This is a genomic window from Pseudoalteromonas arctica A 37-1-2 (assembly GCF_000238395.3).
GTDB lineage: Bacteria > Pseudomonadota > Gammaproteobacteria > Enterobacterales > Alteromonadaceae > Pseudoalteromonas > Pseudoalteromonas arctica.
Window position 1 is genome coordinate 408,243 of sequence record NZ_CP011025.1, and the last position, 16,675, is coordinate 424,917.

General features: G+C 39.3%; 15 protein-coding genes. 7 read left to right on the plus strand and 8 right to left on the minus strand.

Annotated features, from left to right (window positions below; all coding sequences use genetic code 11):
• Positions 1-112 precede the first annotated feature (112 nt).
• Complete coding sequence (gene hutI, locus PARC_RS01805; RefSeq protein WP_010553809.1) at positions 113-1,360, plus strand: imidazolonepropionase; 1,248 nt, start codon at positions 113-115, stop codon at positions 1,358-1,360.
• Between the two features lie 120 nt (positions 1,361-1,480).
• Positions 1,481-3,145 carry a GGDEF domain-containing phosphodiesterase gene (locus tag PARC_RS01810; protein ID WP_010553808.1) on the plus strand — a complete coding sequence of 555 codons (1,665 nt, stop codon included), beginning with the start codon at positions 1,481-1,483 and terminating at the stop codon, positions 3,143-3,145.
• On the opposite strand, the gene PARC_RS01815 is transcribed toward PARC_RS01810, so the two are convergent.
• Positions 3,142-4,191, minus strand: coding sequence for a formimidoylglutamase (locus tag PARC_RS01815; RefSeq protein ID WP_010553807.1), 1,050 nt, complete (start codon positions 4,189-4,191; stop codon positions 3,142-3,144). The two genes, PARC_RS01810 and PARC_RS01815, sit on opposite strands and share 4 nt — an antisense overlap.
• Before the next feature lies 1 nt (position 4,192).
• Positions 4,193-4,690 carry a ribonuclease E activity regulator RraA gene (gene rraA, locus PARC_RS01820; protein ID WP_002959955.1) on the minus strand — a complete coding sequence of 166 codons (498 nt, stop codon included), beginning with the start codon at positions 4,688-4,690 and terminating at the stop codon, positions 4,193-4,195.
• Positions 4,691-4,895: 205 nt separating this feature from the next.
• On the opposite strand from rraA, the gene PARC_RS01825 reads away from it, so the two are divergent.
• The 3 genes from PARC_RS01825 (at position 4,896) to PARC_RS01835 (ending at position 8,453) form a co-directional block, all read left to right on the plus strand.
• Entirely contained in the window at positions 4,896-5,435 is a 540-nt protein-coding gene (locus PARC_RS01825) for a phosphatase PAP2 family protein (protein WP_010553806.1), read from the plus strand.
• On the plus strand, positions 5,432-6,463 hold the full coding sequence (locus PARC_RS01830; protein ID WP_033012729.1) for an MJ1255/VC2487 family glycosyltransferase: 1,032 nt from the start codon (positions 5,432-5,434) through the stop codon (positions 6,461-6,463). Before PARC_RS01825 ends, PARC_RS01830 begins: the two co-directional genes overlap by 4 nt.
• Positions 6,464-6,572: 109 nt before the next feature.
• Positions 6,573-8,453, plus strand: coding sequence for a methyl-accepting chemotaxis protein (locus PARC_RS01835; protein WP_007582034.1), 1,881 nt, complete (start codon positions 6,573-6,575; stop codon positions 8,451-8,453).
• Between the two features lie 86 nt (positions 8,454-8,539).
• Here PARC_RS01835 and PARC_RS01840 read toward each other — a convergent pair whose 3' ends face one another.
• The 5 genes from PARC_RS01840 to priA all read right to left on the minus strand — a co-directional run bounded on the left by PARC_RS01840 (position 8,540) and on the right by priA (position 13,649).
• A complete protein-coding gene (locus PARC_RS01840) occupies positions 8,540-8,914 on the minus strand; it encodes a gamma-butyrobetaine hydroxylase family protein (RefSeq protein WP_010553804.1) in 375 nt (124 codons plus the stop codon).
• A gap of 62 nt (positions 8,915-8,976) precedes the next feature.
• Positions 8,977-10,305, minus strand: a complete 1,329-nt coding sequence (gene hslU, locus PARC_RS01845; protein ID WP_007582032.1) for an ATP-dependent protease ATPase subunit HslU — start codon at positions 10,303-10,305, stop codon at positions 8,977-8,979.
• An 11-nt stretch (positions 10,306-10,316) separates the two neighbouring features.
• On the minus strand, positions 10,317-10,835 hold the full coding sequence (gene hslV / locus PARC_RS01850) for an ATP-dependent protease subunit HslV (RefSeq protein ID WP_002958366.1): 519 nt from the start codon (positions 10,833-10,835) through the stop codon (positions 10,317-10,319).
• Positions 10,836-10,914: 79 nt separating this feature from the next.
• Positions 10,915-11,442 carry an SPOR domain-containing protein gene (locus tag PARC_RS01855; RefSeq protein ID WP_010553803.1) on the minus strand — a complete coding sequence of 176 codons (528 nt, stop codon included), beginning with the start codon at positions 11,440-11,442 and terminating at the stop codon, positions 10,915-10,917.
• 20 nt (positions 11,443-11,462) lie between these two features.
• Positions 11,463-13,649: a primosomal protein N' gene (priA, locus tag PARC_RS01860; protein ID WP_010553802.1), complete on the minus strand. Its 2,187-nt coding sequence runs from the start codon at positions 13,647-13,649 to the stop codon at positions 11,463-11,465.
• Positions 13,650-13,879: 230 nt separating this feature from the next.
• Between priA and rpmE the strand changes: the two genes are divergently transcribed.
• Entirely contained in the window at positions 13,880-14,095 is a 216-nt protein-coding gene (gene rpmE / locus PARC_RS01865) for a 50S ribosomal protein L31 (protein WP_007582029.1), read from the plus strand.
• Between the two features lie 688 nt (positions 14,096-14,783).
• Entirely contained in the window at positions 14,784-16,025 is a 1,242-nt protein-coding gene (locus tag PARC_RS01870) for a malic enzyme-like NAD(P)-binding protein (protein WP_007582028.1), read from the plus strand.
• Positions 16,026-16,108: 83 nt separating this feature from the next.
• Here PARC_RS01870 and metJ read toward each other — a convergent pair whose 3' ends face one another.
• Complete coding sequence (gene metJ / locus PARC_RS01875) at positions 16,109-16,429, minus strand: met regulon transcriptional regulator MetJ (RefSeq protein ID WP_007586263.1); 321 nt, start codon at positions 16,427-16,429, stop codon at positions 16,109-16,111.
• Between the last annotated feature and the right edge of the window lie 246 nt (positions 16,430-16,675).

The following is a 16,675-nucleotide window of genomic DNA, read 5'->3' on the forward strand; positions in this document are numbered from 1 at the left end:
ATGGTTACATTAAAAATAAACTATATAAATAAGATGACACAATTACCTTGTATATACAAGATGGGTTGTTAGACTATATTTTCATCACTCTGGGCGTAAAAAGGGCTGTAAAATGCAAAGCACAACAAAAAATTATGAGTTAGAAGAAATCGACTTACTTTTAACTGATGCCAATATTGCCACTATGGATAGCAATATAAATGCCCCTTATGGCGCAATCGAAAATGCTGCTATAGCTATTAAAAATGGTAAAATTGCGTGGATTGGAGAGCAAGCAACGTTGCCCAGTTTTGATGTGTTTGCAACGCCGACATTGAGTATAAAAGGGCAGTGGTTAACGCCGGGCTTAATAGATTGTCATACACATTTAGTGTTTGCAGGTTCAAGATCGCAAGAGTTTGAGCAGCGCTTGCAGGGTGTAAGTTATGAGCAAATTGCGGCACAAGGCGGTGGCATAGCAAGTACGGTTAAAGCGACGAGAGCAGCCGATCGAGAGCAATTATTTGTTGATGCAAAAGATCGCTTAAATACGTTGTTAAAAGAAGGTGTAACCACCGTTGAAATAAAGTCGGGCTATGGGCTAGATACTGAAAACGAGATAAAAATATTAGAAGTAGCTCGTTTATTAGGTGAGCATCATCCTATTGATATTAAAACTACTTTTTTAGGGGCGCATGCTCTACCGCCTGAATACAAAGGCCGTGCTGATGAATATATTGATTTGGTATGTACTGACATGCTTGATCAGGTAGTGGCTAATAATCTTGCTGATGCAGTCGATGTATTTTGTGAAAATGTAGGCTTTAGTCATTCGCAAACCAAACGTGTTTTCCAGGCGGCTAAAAAGCATAACCTCCCAGTAAAATGCCATGCTGAGCAGTTATCTAATCAACATGGTGCTGAGCTGGTGGCGCAGTTCAATGGCCTTTCGGCAGATCATATTGAGCATCTCGATGAAGAGGGTGTAAAAGCCATGGCAAACGCTGGGACGGTCGCGGTGTTATTGCCCGGTGCATTTTATTTTTTAAGAGAAACTAAATTCCCACCTATTGAGTTACTTAATCAATATAAAGTACCTATAGCTATTGCGAGTGATTTTAATCCTGGCACTTCACCGCTGTGCTCAGTGCACTTGATGATGAACATGGCATGCACATTGTTTAGATTAACACCCGAGCAAGCATTGGCAGGTGTTACTCGCAATGCTGCTAAAGCACTAGGGTTAGACGACCGTGGTATTTTAAAGGTTGGTGCAAGAGCTGATATTGCGCATTGGCAAATAAGTCATCCATCACAATTAAGTTACCAATTTGGCGTAAATAAACTGTTAAATTTATGGATTTTGGGTAGAATTAACTAGTTTGTATTATTTTTGCCCACATATAATCTGGTTTAAACTTTTTTAGCGAATACGGATGCCGTTAATTTGAACATACTAACCGACAGTAACTTCCCAATATTTTTTAGTGGTGCACTATTGATGGCGATGATTGCCACTTTATTTGCCGTTAAAAATGCCAGTATTAAATTTAGCTATTTATGCACAGCAGCTGTTGGTTTGGCTATTTTGAGTACGGGCGCAGCTTGGCTTGCCATTTTACTTGCCTTTGGATTTTGTTTTCATTTATGGCAAGCCTTCGAGCGAAATAATTGGAGCATGATTATTACCAGCTCAATGGCTGGTCTTTTATTTGTTGTTCTATTTTCAGCTCATTTATTATTGGAAGTTCCGTTATTTTGGGTTGTGTTAGCAATATTATTATTAGCTATTGTTGGCTTTTTAAATGACGAAAGCGCTGAAATAGAAGTCGTGATAGAGCCAGAACCTACAGGTGATACATTTATAGAAGAGTCTCCGCTTTCGGTTTTTGCAGATAGAAAACAGTTACGCCAAGGTTACTATGCATGGTGCGACAACAAGCAAGTAAGTGCAGCGTTAATCGTTATTCGTCTTGAAGGATTTGAGCAAGTTAACCAGCATATAGGACGTGACTTTGGCGATATACTGTTAGCGCAATCGGCTAATCGAATAAAAGAGCTACTTTCAAGTGACGAAATAGTGACTTTAACTGGGCAAGAAAAGCTAGCCCACTTAGGGGGCCTTAACTTTGCATTTATTTGTAGTTTCGCGAATCAAAAACATTTACATGAGTTGGTTATTGAACAAATACTGGGTGCAACGCTTAAGCCATTTAATGTTGCTAACTGCACTGTAGAGGTAAAAGCGAGGGCGAGTTATGTTGATTGTAATGAGCAAGACAATAACTTTGATAATTTAATATCGTACGCATACCTAGCACTCGATAGCCACCCAAATCGCAAGGTTGTGCCTTATCATCAACAAATGATGATTGAACTGCGAGAGCAACAAGCGCGACTAAAAGAATTAGCAAATATTGATTTTTCGAGCGAATTAGAACTCTATTTTCAACCTATAATTTGTAACGAAAACGGTCAAATTGAGTTTTTAGAATTACTACTGCGTTGGCAGCACCCTAAGCAAGGAATTTTATCTGCTAATCGTTTTATTGACGACATAAGAATAGCAGGGCTTGGTTACCCGCTTGCTAAATTTGTAATGGAGAGAGCCGCTGAACTTGCAATGGCGCTTAGAGTAGAAGGTATTTCTATACCGCTTAGCATTAACGTATTTGGCCCTGAAATGCTAAATGAAGAGTTTGTTGAATTTGTTGATGTTGTTATAAATGAACATCACTTAGAGGCGGGGGACTTAATTGTTGAATGCCCTTTACATATTTTTGCTGGTTTAGATGACAAAGGCCGAGGCATGATCGCAAGGCTTAATAACATAGGCTTAAAAGTATGCGTGGATGGACTTGGTGATAACCCGGTACTACTTTCTAAGTTACCAAGTTTAGCGGTTGAGTATATTAAGGTCTCACCTTCACTTACCGCTGACTTTAGTAATCAAAACAATATACGCAGTTTAGTTGGTGGAATGGTTGATATGCATAGCCAACAAAAAACAAAAGTGATTTTTGAAGGAGTTGAAACACTTGAGCAACTTAAGTTTGTAAAAAGCTTAAAAGGTTATGCTGCCCAAGGTTATTACTTTGGTCACCCGCTAAGTAGTATCGGTTTAATGAGCTGGCTAAAAGAGTGGCGATCGGTTCAACAACGTTAAGTGTTTTCTTTGGCTTGTAGGTAGCTATTTACAAGTGCACTAATCACTTGCCCTACATGGGCAGCACCGGCATCTAACCCGTTAGGGTGCTGGCTAGGCGCTGCTTCACATAAGTGTAAGTACTTAGAGTGCCGGTGGCTTGCAGCTAAATGCACAAAGTGCTCAGTGTCACTCACACTAAATCCGCAATATGTATACGCACTAACTGGCATATAAGTAATACTATCTAAATCAACTTCAACACCCAGTGGTAAATCATTAAAATTACTTAGTGCATTTTCAATTGCCTGCGTTAGTGTGATTTTTCGCTTAACTTGTATAGATTGATAGCTATCAAACTTAAAGTTAGCTTCACTCATTGCATCTATAATTGCTTGATTATTTTTTAATTCATGTAAGCCAATAACATGGTAATTACTTAGATGTTGCTCGTTATACGCGTAGCGAAAACCATTACCACTATGGCGACCTTCACATTCTCTAAAATCGGCATGAGGGTCAAAATTGATAGCATTAACAGGCGTGTTTTTTGACTTACTTAGCGCGCGAATAATACCTAAGCAATTATTGTGACCTCCGCCAATGACGATTGGCTCAAGCCCTGCTTTAAAAATAAGGCTTAATACTGACTCTACGCGTTCATCAAGTTGTTGGCATAAATCTCGTAATTGAGTTAACTGCTGGGCTTGCTGATTATTAAGTTGGTTGCTTTGCGCCATTAAATCATCAGTATTTACTTCACCCAATAAAAGTACTTTTTGAGTGGCAATAAATTGATTATGAGGTTGGTTTAAAAAACATTTTAAAAAAGCAGACCATGCTTCGTTTGCACCGCCATTTCCTAAATTTGCTTTTGGGCCAATATCTTCGCAAATACCAAGAAGTACGTAGCGAATGCCAAATTGAGCTGCGTCAATAAGTGCTTGTTGCAGGTTTACTTGAGTGTCTAGCAAGGCCATTGATTGCCATGCTTTTTTTTCATTTACGCGGCTAGAGCAAAGTGCTCTAACCGCGCTTTCATCATATACTTTTAAATGGGAGGTCACGTTATACTTCTACAACTTCCAATTCTAATTCTTCTGCAGATAAAACAATGCCAGTACTATCAGCATAAATAAAGTCATCATCAAAAAATGATACACCGGCAAAGTTAACGCCTATAGCATCCTCGCCAGCACCTTCACTATCAGCTGCAACAGGGATAGAAGCAATTGCTTGAATGCCTAAATCAAGTTCTTCAAGCTCATCAACGTGGCGTACTGCGCCGTAAACAACAATACCATTCCAGTTATTTTCAAGTGCAAGTTCGGCCAATTCAATATCAATAAGTGCACGGCGAGTTGAGCCACCACCGTCAATAAGAAGCACTAAGTCTGTACCGTCTTGAGAAAGTAATTCGCGGATCAGTTCATTATTTTCAAAACATTTAACCGTTTTAATGCGGCCACCAAAGCTGTGTCGACCACCAAAGTTGATGAACATTGGCTCTAGCACGTCAACCACATCAGCAAAGTGGTCACATAAATCAGAAGTGCTGTAATCCATTATTTTATCCTCAAAAGGTACATTAATTTATACCTCAGTATACCCTCCTTATAAGCAATAACAACGACTTAATCGCAGTAAATTTAGACAAAACAAGCGCTAAATCATTAATCGCAATAATAGTGTCTTAAAAGCGTCACTCAATTGTTATTTACAACACATAAGCTAAATCGGTGTTCATATATTATGCAATGAGGGGGAAGTGATGGATAACAATAATATGTTTAAAAGGGCAGCTCTGCTAGATGAGCAATTATTTTTAACTCTGTTTAATTGCAACTCACCGAAGTGGTTTAAAACAATGGCGTTTGGATTATCAAAAAGCGGTGATGGTGGGCTTTACATACTTGTGTGTTTAGCGGTGTGGTGGCTTAGTAATAATGAGCAGCAACAATTATTACCTGTAACGATATTAGTTGGTTTTGCTATAGAAAGGCCCATTTATTTACTGGCCAAAAATAGATTTGCCCGTATCCGTCCATGCGACTGCTTAGTAACAAATGCTTACATAGTACCCAATGATAAATTTAGTTTGCCCTCGGGTCACAGCGCTGCAGCGTTCTTAGTTGCGATTATACTAAGTCACTTTTTCCCTGAATATATATGGCTACTACTTAGTTGGGCTGCTGGTGTGGCTATTTCTCGTGTTGTATTAGGCGTACATTTTCCTGCTGATATTATTATAGGTGCGATTATTGGCAGTGTTTGTGGCTTATTCGCATTAGCGCTTGTGGTACCTGTATGAAAATATTGTATGGAGTGCAGGGTACCGGTAATGGTCATATAACGCGGGCTAGGGTTATGGCAAGCTGCTTTAATAAACTTGGTATTGATGTTGATTATGTGTTTTCAGGGCGAGCAAATAAAGATTACTTTGATATGCACGAATTCTCAAATTATAAAGCGTATAGGGGCTTATCGTTTAGTACTGAAAATGGGCAAGTCAAAAATTTAAAAACACTTAAAAACATGCGAGTTTGTAAGCTGGTGAGTGATATAAAATCGCTTGATATAAAACAGTACGATTTTGTACTTAATGACTTTGAGCCAGTTACAGCATGGGCTGCAAAACGGGCCGATATACCCGTTATCGGTATTAGTCACCAAGCCGCATTTTTGTCAGAAAACGTACCTATATTTGGTCGTGGTGTACTTAGAAAATCGCTCATCAAGCATTATGCACCAGCATCTACCTACTTAGGCGTACACTGGAAGCCATTCGCAAATAATATAATCCCGCCTTTTATTGCTCATCATAGTCATGAGAATCCTGTCGCGGTACTAAATAAGGTATTGGTATATTTACCGTTTGAAAACTTAGATAGCATTGTTGATTATTTAAAAGACTTTCCCGAAAAAGAATTTTATTGTTATCACCCAAATGCCTGCAATCAGTCTTTTGGACATATACATTTGCGACCACCCTCACGCTCTGGTTTTTTAAATGATTTAGCAAACACGAGTGGCGTTATTGGTAATGCGGGGTTTGAGCTTGCCAGTGAAGCGCTTAAGTTAGGTAAGAAGTTACTATTAAAGCCTTTAGATGGGCAGTTTGAGCAAACCGCAAATGCACAAACTTTGTTTGCCATGGGCATGGCGCATGTTATGAACTATTTAAACCCGCAAGCCCTTGATGACTGGAATAGCGCCCCGCAAAATAAGCAAATAAATTACCCTAGCGATCCCGCGCCTTTAATTGATTGGTTGGTTAAACAACAGTGGAATAACACACAATCGTTACACAAAGATTTGTGGGATAGTGTCGCTTTATAGCCATCATAATTAAGTAGCTTAGAATAACCAATAATAAAAAGTTAAATTAATGAGTCGCTTCTGAGCTATCAGCTATAATACAAATGCATATTTAAAAAAGGCGTTAGCGATGAATTTTTTACAAAACTTAACAATCAAACGACGTTTACAGTTAAACGCAGTCGTTGTTGGTTTAGCAATGGTGGTCCTTTTATGCGTAATAATTTATGAAGCGAGAACAACGTTAAGCTTAAATAAAACAATTCAGCTTGCTGAAGAGCTTAATATCCATGAATTAGAACTGCGTAAACATGAAAAAAACTTTCTTTTTTATAAACAAGAAGAAGCATTAGACTTATTTGAACAAGATTATAACCAGCTTAAAAGTAAAATTGCTAAGTTGAATGTAATTATGCAAGAGCAGGGTATCGAAACCCAAAAAATAAGTAATCTCGATAATTTGGTAAGTGCTTATAACAATGACTTTATGAGTGTTGTTGTGCTACAAAAACGCATAGGATTACACCCAAAAGATGGGCTGTATGGCGAACTAAGAAGTGCAGTACACGAGGTCGAAAGCTTGCTCAAAGAGCAAGATAATTACAAACTCTTATCTTCTATATTACAATTAAGACGGGCTGAAAAAGATTTTATGCTACGTTTTGATCTTAAGTATTTAACTCGATTTGATGAAGGGGTTGATACTTTAAAGCAGCAAATCGCTCAGGCTCAATTTGATACGGGGTACACAGCTCAATTAAATGGCTTTTTAAACTCCTACCAAACGCAATTTCAAGCATTGGTCCAGGCACAGGTTGAATTGGGCTTAGATTTAAATTCAGGTGCACTTGGAAAAATGCGTAAAAGTGTTGAACAAAGTGATGCAATCGTTGCGCAGATACTATTAAGCACTAAGCAACAGGTAGATAAAAGCGTTGAACAGGCACAATTTTTAGCCATTCTTATTTTTGTGATTGCTGGCATTATTGTTTTGATGTTGGTTTATTTCACGAGCCGCTCGATTATTGTGCCTATAGAGCGGGTTTATCACACCATTAACGATATTCGTCGTAATAATGATTTAAGCGTGATGATAGAGCAAACAGGTAAAGACGAAATTACCACCATGACGGTCGACTTTAATAGTTTAATAGGCGATTTTAAAAACTTAATTAACGAAGTTAATGGTGCTTTAAATACGCTTAACATAGCAACAGAGCATTTATCAGAAAGTACCGCAGCAACAAGCTCCGGTATGCAAGAGCAATTACATGAAGCCGACATGGTTGCAACTGCAGCCACCGAAATGCAGGCGACGATTCAGGATATTTCACATAATACTGAAGCGGCTGCTAAAAAAGCAGAGTCAACAAACTTAAGTGCTCAACAAGGGCGCAGTGAAGTTGACTCTACCGTTAAGCACATTAGAGCTCTATCTGATTCGTTAGGGAATGCATCAAATGTAGTATCGCAACTTGAAAAAGATGGCGAAACAATTGGTTCAGTGCTTGATGTAATTCGGGGGATTGCAGATCAAACAAATTTACTCGCACTTAATGCGGCAATAGAAGCGGCACGTGCTGGTGAGTATGGTCGTGGTTTTGCTGTTGTTGCAGATGAGGTTCGTTCATTAGCGAAGCGTACTCAAGAGTCCACGAGTGAGATTGAAGGTATTATAAGTACCTTACAGCAGCGTACTCAAGAAGTGGTGAGTATTATGCACAAATGTCGTTCTCAAGGCGATGAAAGTGCCTCGCAAGCAATTAAAGCAGGTGAGTTATTAGGCGCAATTACTGAAGATGTACAAACAATAATGGAAATGAGCTCTCAAATAGCGGTTGCTATTGACGAGCAAAGCCAAGTGGCATCAGAGGTTAATAAAAATGTAGTAAGAATTCGCGATATTGCGCAAGATGCAACTGAACATGCTGCTAAAAACGCCCAAACTAGCGAAGAAGTATCTGAGCAAGCTAGAGTGTTATTTAGCGCTATTGATAAGTTTAAAGTGTAACTAATCTGAACTCTGGATAGTAAATATCTTAACCAGGGTTTAGGTTAACTAATCTAAAAATACCCACCTAAAGTTACCAATAAGGTTTAAGGAATAAACTTTATTGGTACACTGTTTTTGTTTTGTTCGTGCTCGGCTACGCGTGCCGAATATTCATCGCTCAACGTTTGTTGCTGCGCTTGTAGTTTTTCAAAGTAACTCCAACTGAACAGTCCACTATTGTGACCATCATCGAAATCTAAACGCAGTGCATAATGCCCGACAGGTACTATGTTTTTTATACCTACAGATTGTTTATTAAGTACTAGCTTCATTGGACCAGAGCCATGGCCTTGCACTTCAGCAGAGGGAGAGTGAACGCGTAAAAATTCACAGCTAAAGACTGCTTGGCTATCGTCGTCAAAATAAACATCTAAATTTTTACTCACGCTGTGGTAATGCACTTTTGTAACGTGTTTCATTTTATATATCCCATTAAAAAGCCCCCAATCTGGAGGCTTTTAGTATAACGTTTATATTCGTTTTATAGAATGAAGCGGCTTAAGTCTTCATCTTCAACAAGTGCGCCTAGATGTTTTTCAACGTAAGCGGCGTCAATAACAAGTGATGAACCTGCTTTTTCAGAAGCATCGTATGAAATTTCTTCCATCAATCTTTCCATCACAGTATGCAAGCGACGAGCACCGATGTTTTCGGTTTTTTCGTTAACTTGCCACGCTGCCTTAGCAATACGCTCAATAGCATCATCACTAAACTCAATCGTTACTTGCTCAGTTTTAAGGAGCTCTCGTTGTTGCTCAGTAAGCGATGCATGCGGCTCTGTCAGGATACGTTTAAAGTCATCTGCAGTTAGTGGCTCAAGTTCTACTCGAATCGGTAAGCGACCTTGTAGCTCAGGTATCATGTCTGATGGTTTAGACATTTGGAACGCACCTGAGGCAATAAACAACATATGGTCAGTTTTAACCATACCGTGTTTAGTGTTTACTGTTGAGCCTTCAATTAACGGTAGTAAGTCGCGCTGAACACCCTCTCGGCTCACATCAGGGCCTGAAGAATCACCACGTTTACAAATTTTGTCTATTTCATCAATAAACACAATACCGTTTTGCTCTACTGCAAAAATAGCTTGTTCTTTTAGCTCTTCAGGGTTTACTAATTTAGCGGCTTCTTCTTCCGTTAATAGTTTGAAGGCCTCTTTAATTTTTAACTTACGTTTAGTGCGTTTATCACCGCCCATGTTTTGAAACATGCTTTGTAACTGGTTGGTCATATCTTCCATACCAGGAGGCGCCATAATTTCTACGTTTGATTGAGCTTGCGCTAATTCAATCTCGATTTCTTTATCATCTAATTGACCTTCACGTAATTTTTTACGAAATGTTTGGCGAGTAGATGAAGTATCGTCGCGTTGGCTTTCGCCATATTGATCTTTAACCGGTGGTAAAAGTGCATCTAAAATACGCTCTTCTGCTGCTTCTTCGGCGCGATGTTTAAACTTTTTAGTTTGCTGTTCGCGAGTCATTTTAATTGAAACATCAACGAGGTCACGTATGATCGTATCTACTTCTTTACCAACATAACCAACTTCAGTAAATTTAGTCGCTTCTACTTTAATGAATGGTGCGTTAGCAAGTTTTGCTAAACGGCGGGCAATTTCTGTTTTACCTACACCTGTTGGACCAATCATTAGTATATTTTTTGGTGTTACTTCACTGCGTAAATCTTCATTTAATTGCATACGGCGCCAGCGATTACGAAGCGCAATAGCGACTGCTTTTTTAGCTTTAGCCTGACCTATAATATGCTGATCTAGCTCGTGAACAATTTCTCTTGGGGTCATATCAGACATAATAGTTCCTATTATAATTCTTCGATTGTTTGGAAGTTATTAGTAAATACGCAGATGTTGCCTGCAATAGTTAAGCTTTTCTCTACTATTTCACGAGCGCTTAAATCTGTATTTTCTAAAAGGGCGGTTGCAGCTGATTGCGCAAAGTTACCACCACTACCAATCGCAATTAAATCGTTTTCTGGCTGAACTACATCGCCATTACCGGTAATAATTAAAGAGGCTGTTTCGTCTGCTACAGCGAGCAGCGCTTCGAGTTTTCGAAGGGCACGGTCACTTCGCCAATCTTTAGCCATTTCTACTGCGGCTTTAGTTAGGTTACCTTGGTGCATTTCTAATTTGCTTTCAAAACGTTCGAAAAGAGTGAAGGCATCAGCAGTACCGCCGGCAAAACCAGCGATTACTTTGCCATTATAAAGACGTCGAACTTTGCGGGCGTTGCCCTTCATTACGGTGTTACCAAGTGAAACTTGGCCATCGCCGCCAATTACAACTTTGTCGCCGCGGCGAACACTTACGATAGTAGTCATGTTATTCCTCATCATCGAGCTGCAGAGGCAACTCGTAAAAAACGATTATGATGAGGTTATATGGGTGAATGGTTTATTTTCAAGTCCAGCCCCAAATTCCGCAGCCGACTATTTTTACACGTTTAAGTTTGTTTTTATCGCTTTCGGCTTGGCGTTTGGTTTTATAAGGGCCTAAACGTACTTTATACCAAGTACCATTGCTGCCTTCAGCCTGTTTTATCTCAGAAATGAGCCCTGCAAATGCGATTTTAGCTTTTAACGATTCAGCTTGTGCATGAGTCCTGAACGAACCGCATTGCATAACATAAGGACCTTTTTGCTCAAGTTCTTTTACTTCAACTTGAATCTCGTGGTTTCTAATTTCTTTAATAAATTCCGGTGTACGTGGAATAACAACTTCTACTTTTGCGGGTGCAGTTGGGTTAGCTTGTTTTTCGACAAGTTTTGGATCGGCATTACTTTTTATAAACCATAGTGTGTAGGCAAAACCACCTACAAGTAAGATGGCTATAACGGCTAAAAGAATAGGAAATGTTTTTTTAGCGGGTGCGTTTTTTTTACTGTTTCTGCCTGCAGGCTTTTTATTAATATAATCGTGCTGTGCCATGGTGTTATTTTGGCCTTAACCTAAATCATGTCTATAGGGTCTACGTCTAAGCTCCAGCGTACTTTTTGTGCAAGTTTACTGGTACTTAAATAATCAACCATTTGCGCAAGGTACTGATGTAATATGCGACGATCTTGCGCTTGAATATGCAATTGAAAACGATACATACCTGCGACTCTTTCAAGTGGGGCAGGGATCGGACCGAGCAATTGTATACCAGATACCCCATTCACAGGAACCAAATCCGTCAAAAAATCGACGACTAGTTTAATACTATGTCCTTGTGCACGCACAATGGCCATATTTGTAATGGGCGGTAAGTCAGCATCATCGCGCTCACTAAGAGCAAAACGGGCAAAGTCTTGGTAACCATTATTAACTAAGTCTTGCAAAAGAGGGTGTTCTGGAAAGTGTGTTTGTAATAACACTTGACCAGGTTCTCCTGAACGTCCAGCACGCCCCGCTACTTGGGTGACTAATTGCGCTAAATGCTCTGTCGCTCTGAAGTCGCATGAGTATAAGCCGCTATCTACATCTAAAATTATAACAAGGCTCACATCTGCAAAGTGATGGCCTTTGGCAAGCATTTGTGTGCCCACTAAAATGCGTGCGCCCCCTAGGTTTATTTCATCAAGTGCTTTTTCAAGGCTACCTTTTCGGCGAGTTGAATCGCGGTCTATACGAGTAATGGGTGTATCAGGGAACTCGGTCGATAAAAACTCTTCAATTTGCTCTGTGCCTTTACCGTTAGGAAATATTTGCGTACTTCCACAGTCAGGGCATTGGTGAGGGACAGGGTACTGGTCGCCACAGTGATGACAGATCATTTGCCCAATCGCTTTATGAAATGTAGCGCTGGTACTGCATCGTTTACACTCGCTCAACCACCCGCACTCATGGCAAATAAGGGTTGGTGAGAAACCTCGGCGATTTAAAAATACCATAACCTGTTTACCGCGATTTAAGTGCTGACGCATAGTAGCAAGGCTTGCATGTGCAATACCTGCTTGGTCGGGCTGACCTTTCATATCGAGTAACTTAAACTGATTGTCAGTCGCTGTTTGCGCACGCTCCGTTAAACTTAATAGCTGGTATTTGTTATTAATTGCTTTGTGAAGTGTTTCAAGCGCGGGTGTGGCGCTGCCTAATATAAGCGGGATTTTATGCTGAAAAGCTCTGTAAGCGGCTAAATCACGAGCATGGTAACGAAGGGTATCTTGTTGTTTAAATGACGAGTCGTGTTCTTCATCAACAACAATCATACCGAGTTTTAAAAATGGCAGAAAAATACTCGAACGTGTGCCAATAACTATCGCACAACTGCCTTTTTCGCAAAAACGCCATGTTTGTAAACGTTCGTTGTCGGTAAGTGCTGAGTGCCAAAGCATAATGGGTGTATCAGGAAAGCGGCGGCGAAAACGGTTTACGGTTTGTGGTGTTAGGCCGATTTCGGGCACGAGTACGAGGGCTTGCTCGCCACGTTTGAGTACTTCTTCTAGGCACTGTAAATACACTTCGGTTTTACCGCTGCCCGTTACGCCTTCTAATAAGAAGCTGCTAAAGCCAGTACTTTGATTTATAGCTGTGCAAGCAACCGCTTGTTCTTTATTAAGTACTGGTTTACTACCGACGGTTGGAGCAACACTTTGCCATTGGTTATCGTGCTCAATAGTTTGTGTTATGAGTTCTTTATCTATTAAGCTATCTATTGTTTTTTTACTAAAGCCCAGTGCTTTTAACTCAGTTAATGATGACTTACCTGATTGCGATAACTGCTTTAATAGGTTGAGCTGTGTTTTAGCTTTTAATGACGGTACTTTTGCACCTTTTTCTGTCAGGGCAACCATATTAATACTGGTTTTATCAGGCGATTCACCTTGGCGAAGTGCACCAGGTAGCGCTATATGAATAGTTTCGCCTAATGGATAGCAATAATAGCGGGCAGTAAAGCTAAGGAGTTCTAAATGCTGGGCACTTAAAATAGGGGCGTCATCTATTACCTCTATAATATTTTTAATTTTATTTAAAGGGACGTCGGTACTGCTTTTAATACCCAGAACAACCGCTACTTTTTTTTGATTACCAAAAGGTACCAAAACCCGCATGCCAGGTAGTAAAGGAGTTGATAAGCCACTGAGCTGTTCTTCTATTTTATAATCAAAGGTGCGTGGAAGCGGGACTTTAATAGCAACTTCAACAAAACTCATAACAACTCAACCCGTAAAATTAATGCTGTAATGTACTAAAAATAACGCTAAAAACCTACTAGCAATAGCGCTTGAGACAGAGATTGTTCACTTTTTTGGCAAAAATATAAATAAATACTTGTGTGGGGGGAGGTTGTTGGATAAAATCCGCCACCAACAAATTTGTTTTAACGACGTATGGTGCCAAACTCCGGGTTTGGAGAGCGATGCGGCCTTAACTAGAGGTTCCTATGAAAGAAGGTATTCACCCTAAGTACGAAGTAATTTCTGCAACATGTTCATGTGGAAATAAATTCGAAACTAGCTCAACTCTTTGTAAAGACATTCACTTAGACGTATGTTCTGCGTGTCACCCGTTTTACACTGGTAAGCAAAAAGTTTTAGACACTGGCGGACGTGTTGATCGCTTCAACAAGCGCTTCGGTGCACTTGCCAGCAAGAAGTAATTATTGCTGTTTAGTTAAAAAAAGCACCTTAGGGTGCTTTTTTTGTGCCTAAAATTTGTTATTTATTATCTTAAACTAACCTACATAAATCTTTGAGCAATTTAACGAATTAAATTGCACTATAACGTCGTTAAAAATTTTTTATTTAGAACAACTAGATACAAAAATTTTTGCCTAGTTCTAGCGTAATTTTCTTAACGTTAAATAGACCCCATATATAAGCGGATTGGTATTATTTCGTTGATTTTAACTATCCCCTCCTTTTGCATAACTATTTCCTATTCTTATTCTGAGTATGCATAATCCTTTACAGACAAATCGATAGATATTCTCTATATTTTAAATAGTACAATTTTTAACTAGGTTGATAAAAGTAGCTAACGTGGGCTTATCTGTTTTTAAAGTAGGGTAGTAGGCTGTTATTCTAAGTTTATGCTGATACTTTAAGTATACATTTTATAAGATTTTGATAGGCATAAAAGCACCTTAAAACTTACTTTTTAGGTGAATTTTTATTTATTAAATGTTGATATAATCCTGCAAAGTTACTGAAAAACCTCTTAAAATTAAAGGATATAGCATATAACAGGATAGACCTGATATTGCTTGGAATTTAAAAATAATAAGGGTATCGTACCCCAAGACTCCATCTCTCACTTTAACTTAAATTGCAGGATACCATCGCGTTATGTCTGACTTTCGTGAACAAGCACTACATTACCACTCACATCCCGTACCAGGTAAAATTAGCATTGAGCTTACAAAACCAGCTGAAACGGCTCATGATCTTGCACTTGCGTATAGCCCAGGTGTTGCCGAACCTGTACGTGAAATAGCTGCAGATCCTGCAAATGCTTATAAATATACTGGTAAAGGTAACATGGTTGCGGTTATTACTAATGGTACTGCAATTCTAGGCCTTGGTAATTTAGGTCCTTTAGCGTCTAAGCCTGTAATGGAAGGCAAAGCGTTATTGTTTAAACGTTTTGCAGGGCTTGATTCTATCGATATTGAAGTTAAGCACAAAACAACAGAAGACTTTATTAATACGGTTGCCAACATTGCCGACACATTCGGTGGTATTAACCTTGAAGATATTAAAGCACCAGAGTGTTTTGAAATAGAAAAAGCATTAATAGAGCGTTGTAGTATTCCTGTTTTTCATGACGATCAACACGGTACTGCCATTGTAACGGCTGCTGGTATGTTAAATGCGCTAGAAGTACAAGGTAAGTCAATTGAAGATGCAATTATTGTATGTTTAGGTGCAGGCGCTGCCGCTGTTGCGTGTATGGAGCTGTTAATTAAGTGTGGCGCACTGCGTGAACACATTTATATGCTTGACCGCAAAGGTGTTATTCATACCCGCCGCGATGACTTAAATGAATACAAACAGCTTTTTGCTAATAATACCGATAAGCGTACATTGCAAGATGTAATTGCAGATGCAGATGTATTTGTGGGTGTTTCTGGCCCTAACTTATTAGCGGCTGAAGATTTAAAGCTAATGGCTGCAAAACCAGTTGTGTTTGCATGTTCAAATCCAGATCCTGAGATTGATCCTGCACTTGCGCACGGCGCACGCAACGATTTAATCATGGCAACAGGGCGCTCTGATTACCCTAACCAAGTTAATAATGTTTTATGTTTCCCGTTTATTTTCCGTGGTGCGCTTGATGTACGTGCAAGCGCTATTAACGATGAAATGAAAATTGCTGCAGTAGATGCTATTCGAAGTATTGCCAAAGAGCCAGTACCTGCAGAAGTTTTAAAAGCCGCTGGTGTAGATAAACTAGAATTTGGTGCGCAGTATATTATTCCAAAACCAATGGATCCACGTTTACTGCCGCGTATAGCAAGAGCTGTTGCACTTGCTGCTATTGAGTCAGGTGTTGCACAAATTGAGCTACCTGAAAACTATATGCAGTAAATCTATACAGTAGAGCTATGCAATAAAATTTAGACATAAAAAAACCTCAGTAATTACTGAGGTTTTTTTTGTCTTTGTAATATTTATTCTTCGTTTAAAACGGGTACTTCTAGACCCATTTCTTGCATTATTTTTTTAACTTCTTCTGGCACTTTTTCGGCGTTATCTTTACGTAAGTCATCGTCATTTGGTAAAGGTTGGCCAGTAAAAGCATGCAAAAATGCCTCACATAGCAATTCACTATTTGTAGCATGGCGAAGGTTATTGATTTGACGACGTGTACGTTCGTCAGTTAATACCTTTAATACATTTAGCGGGATCGAAACGGTGATCTTTTTAACTTGCTCTGATTTTTTACCGTGTTCTGCGTATGGGTGAATATACTCACCATTCCATTTAGCCATAAGATGTATCGTTGCCTCAGATTATTAATTTCTCACACGGTATAAAAAGCGTGTAAATATGCGTGAAATTCTATCGATTTAAAAAAGATAGTCAAATAATAGATACCGATCTATCTTAATAAGCCTATTGTAGGTGTAAAGATAAGCACACTTTTGTGAGCTAAAATGTGTTATTCGCAGAGGCCCCTTCTACTTTTAGCCATCTAGAGCTTTAAAATACTTTGACTTATCAAAACGGATAACTTA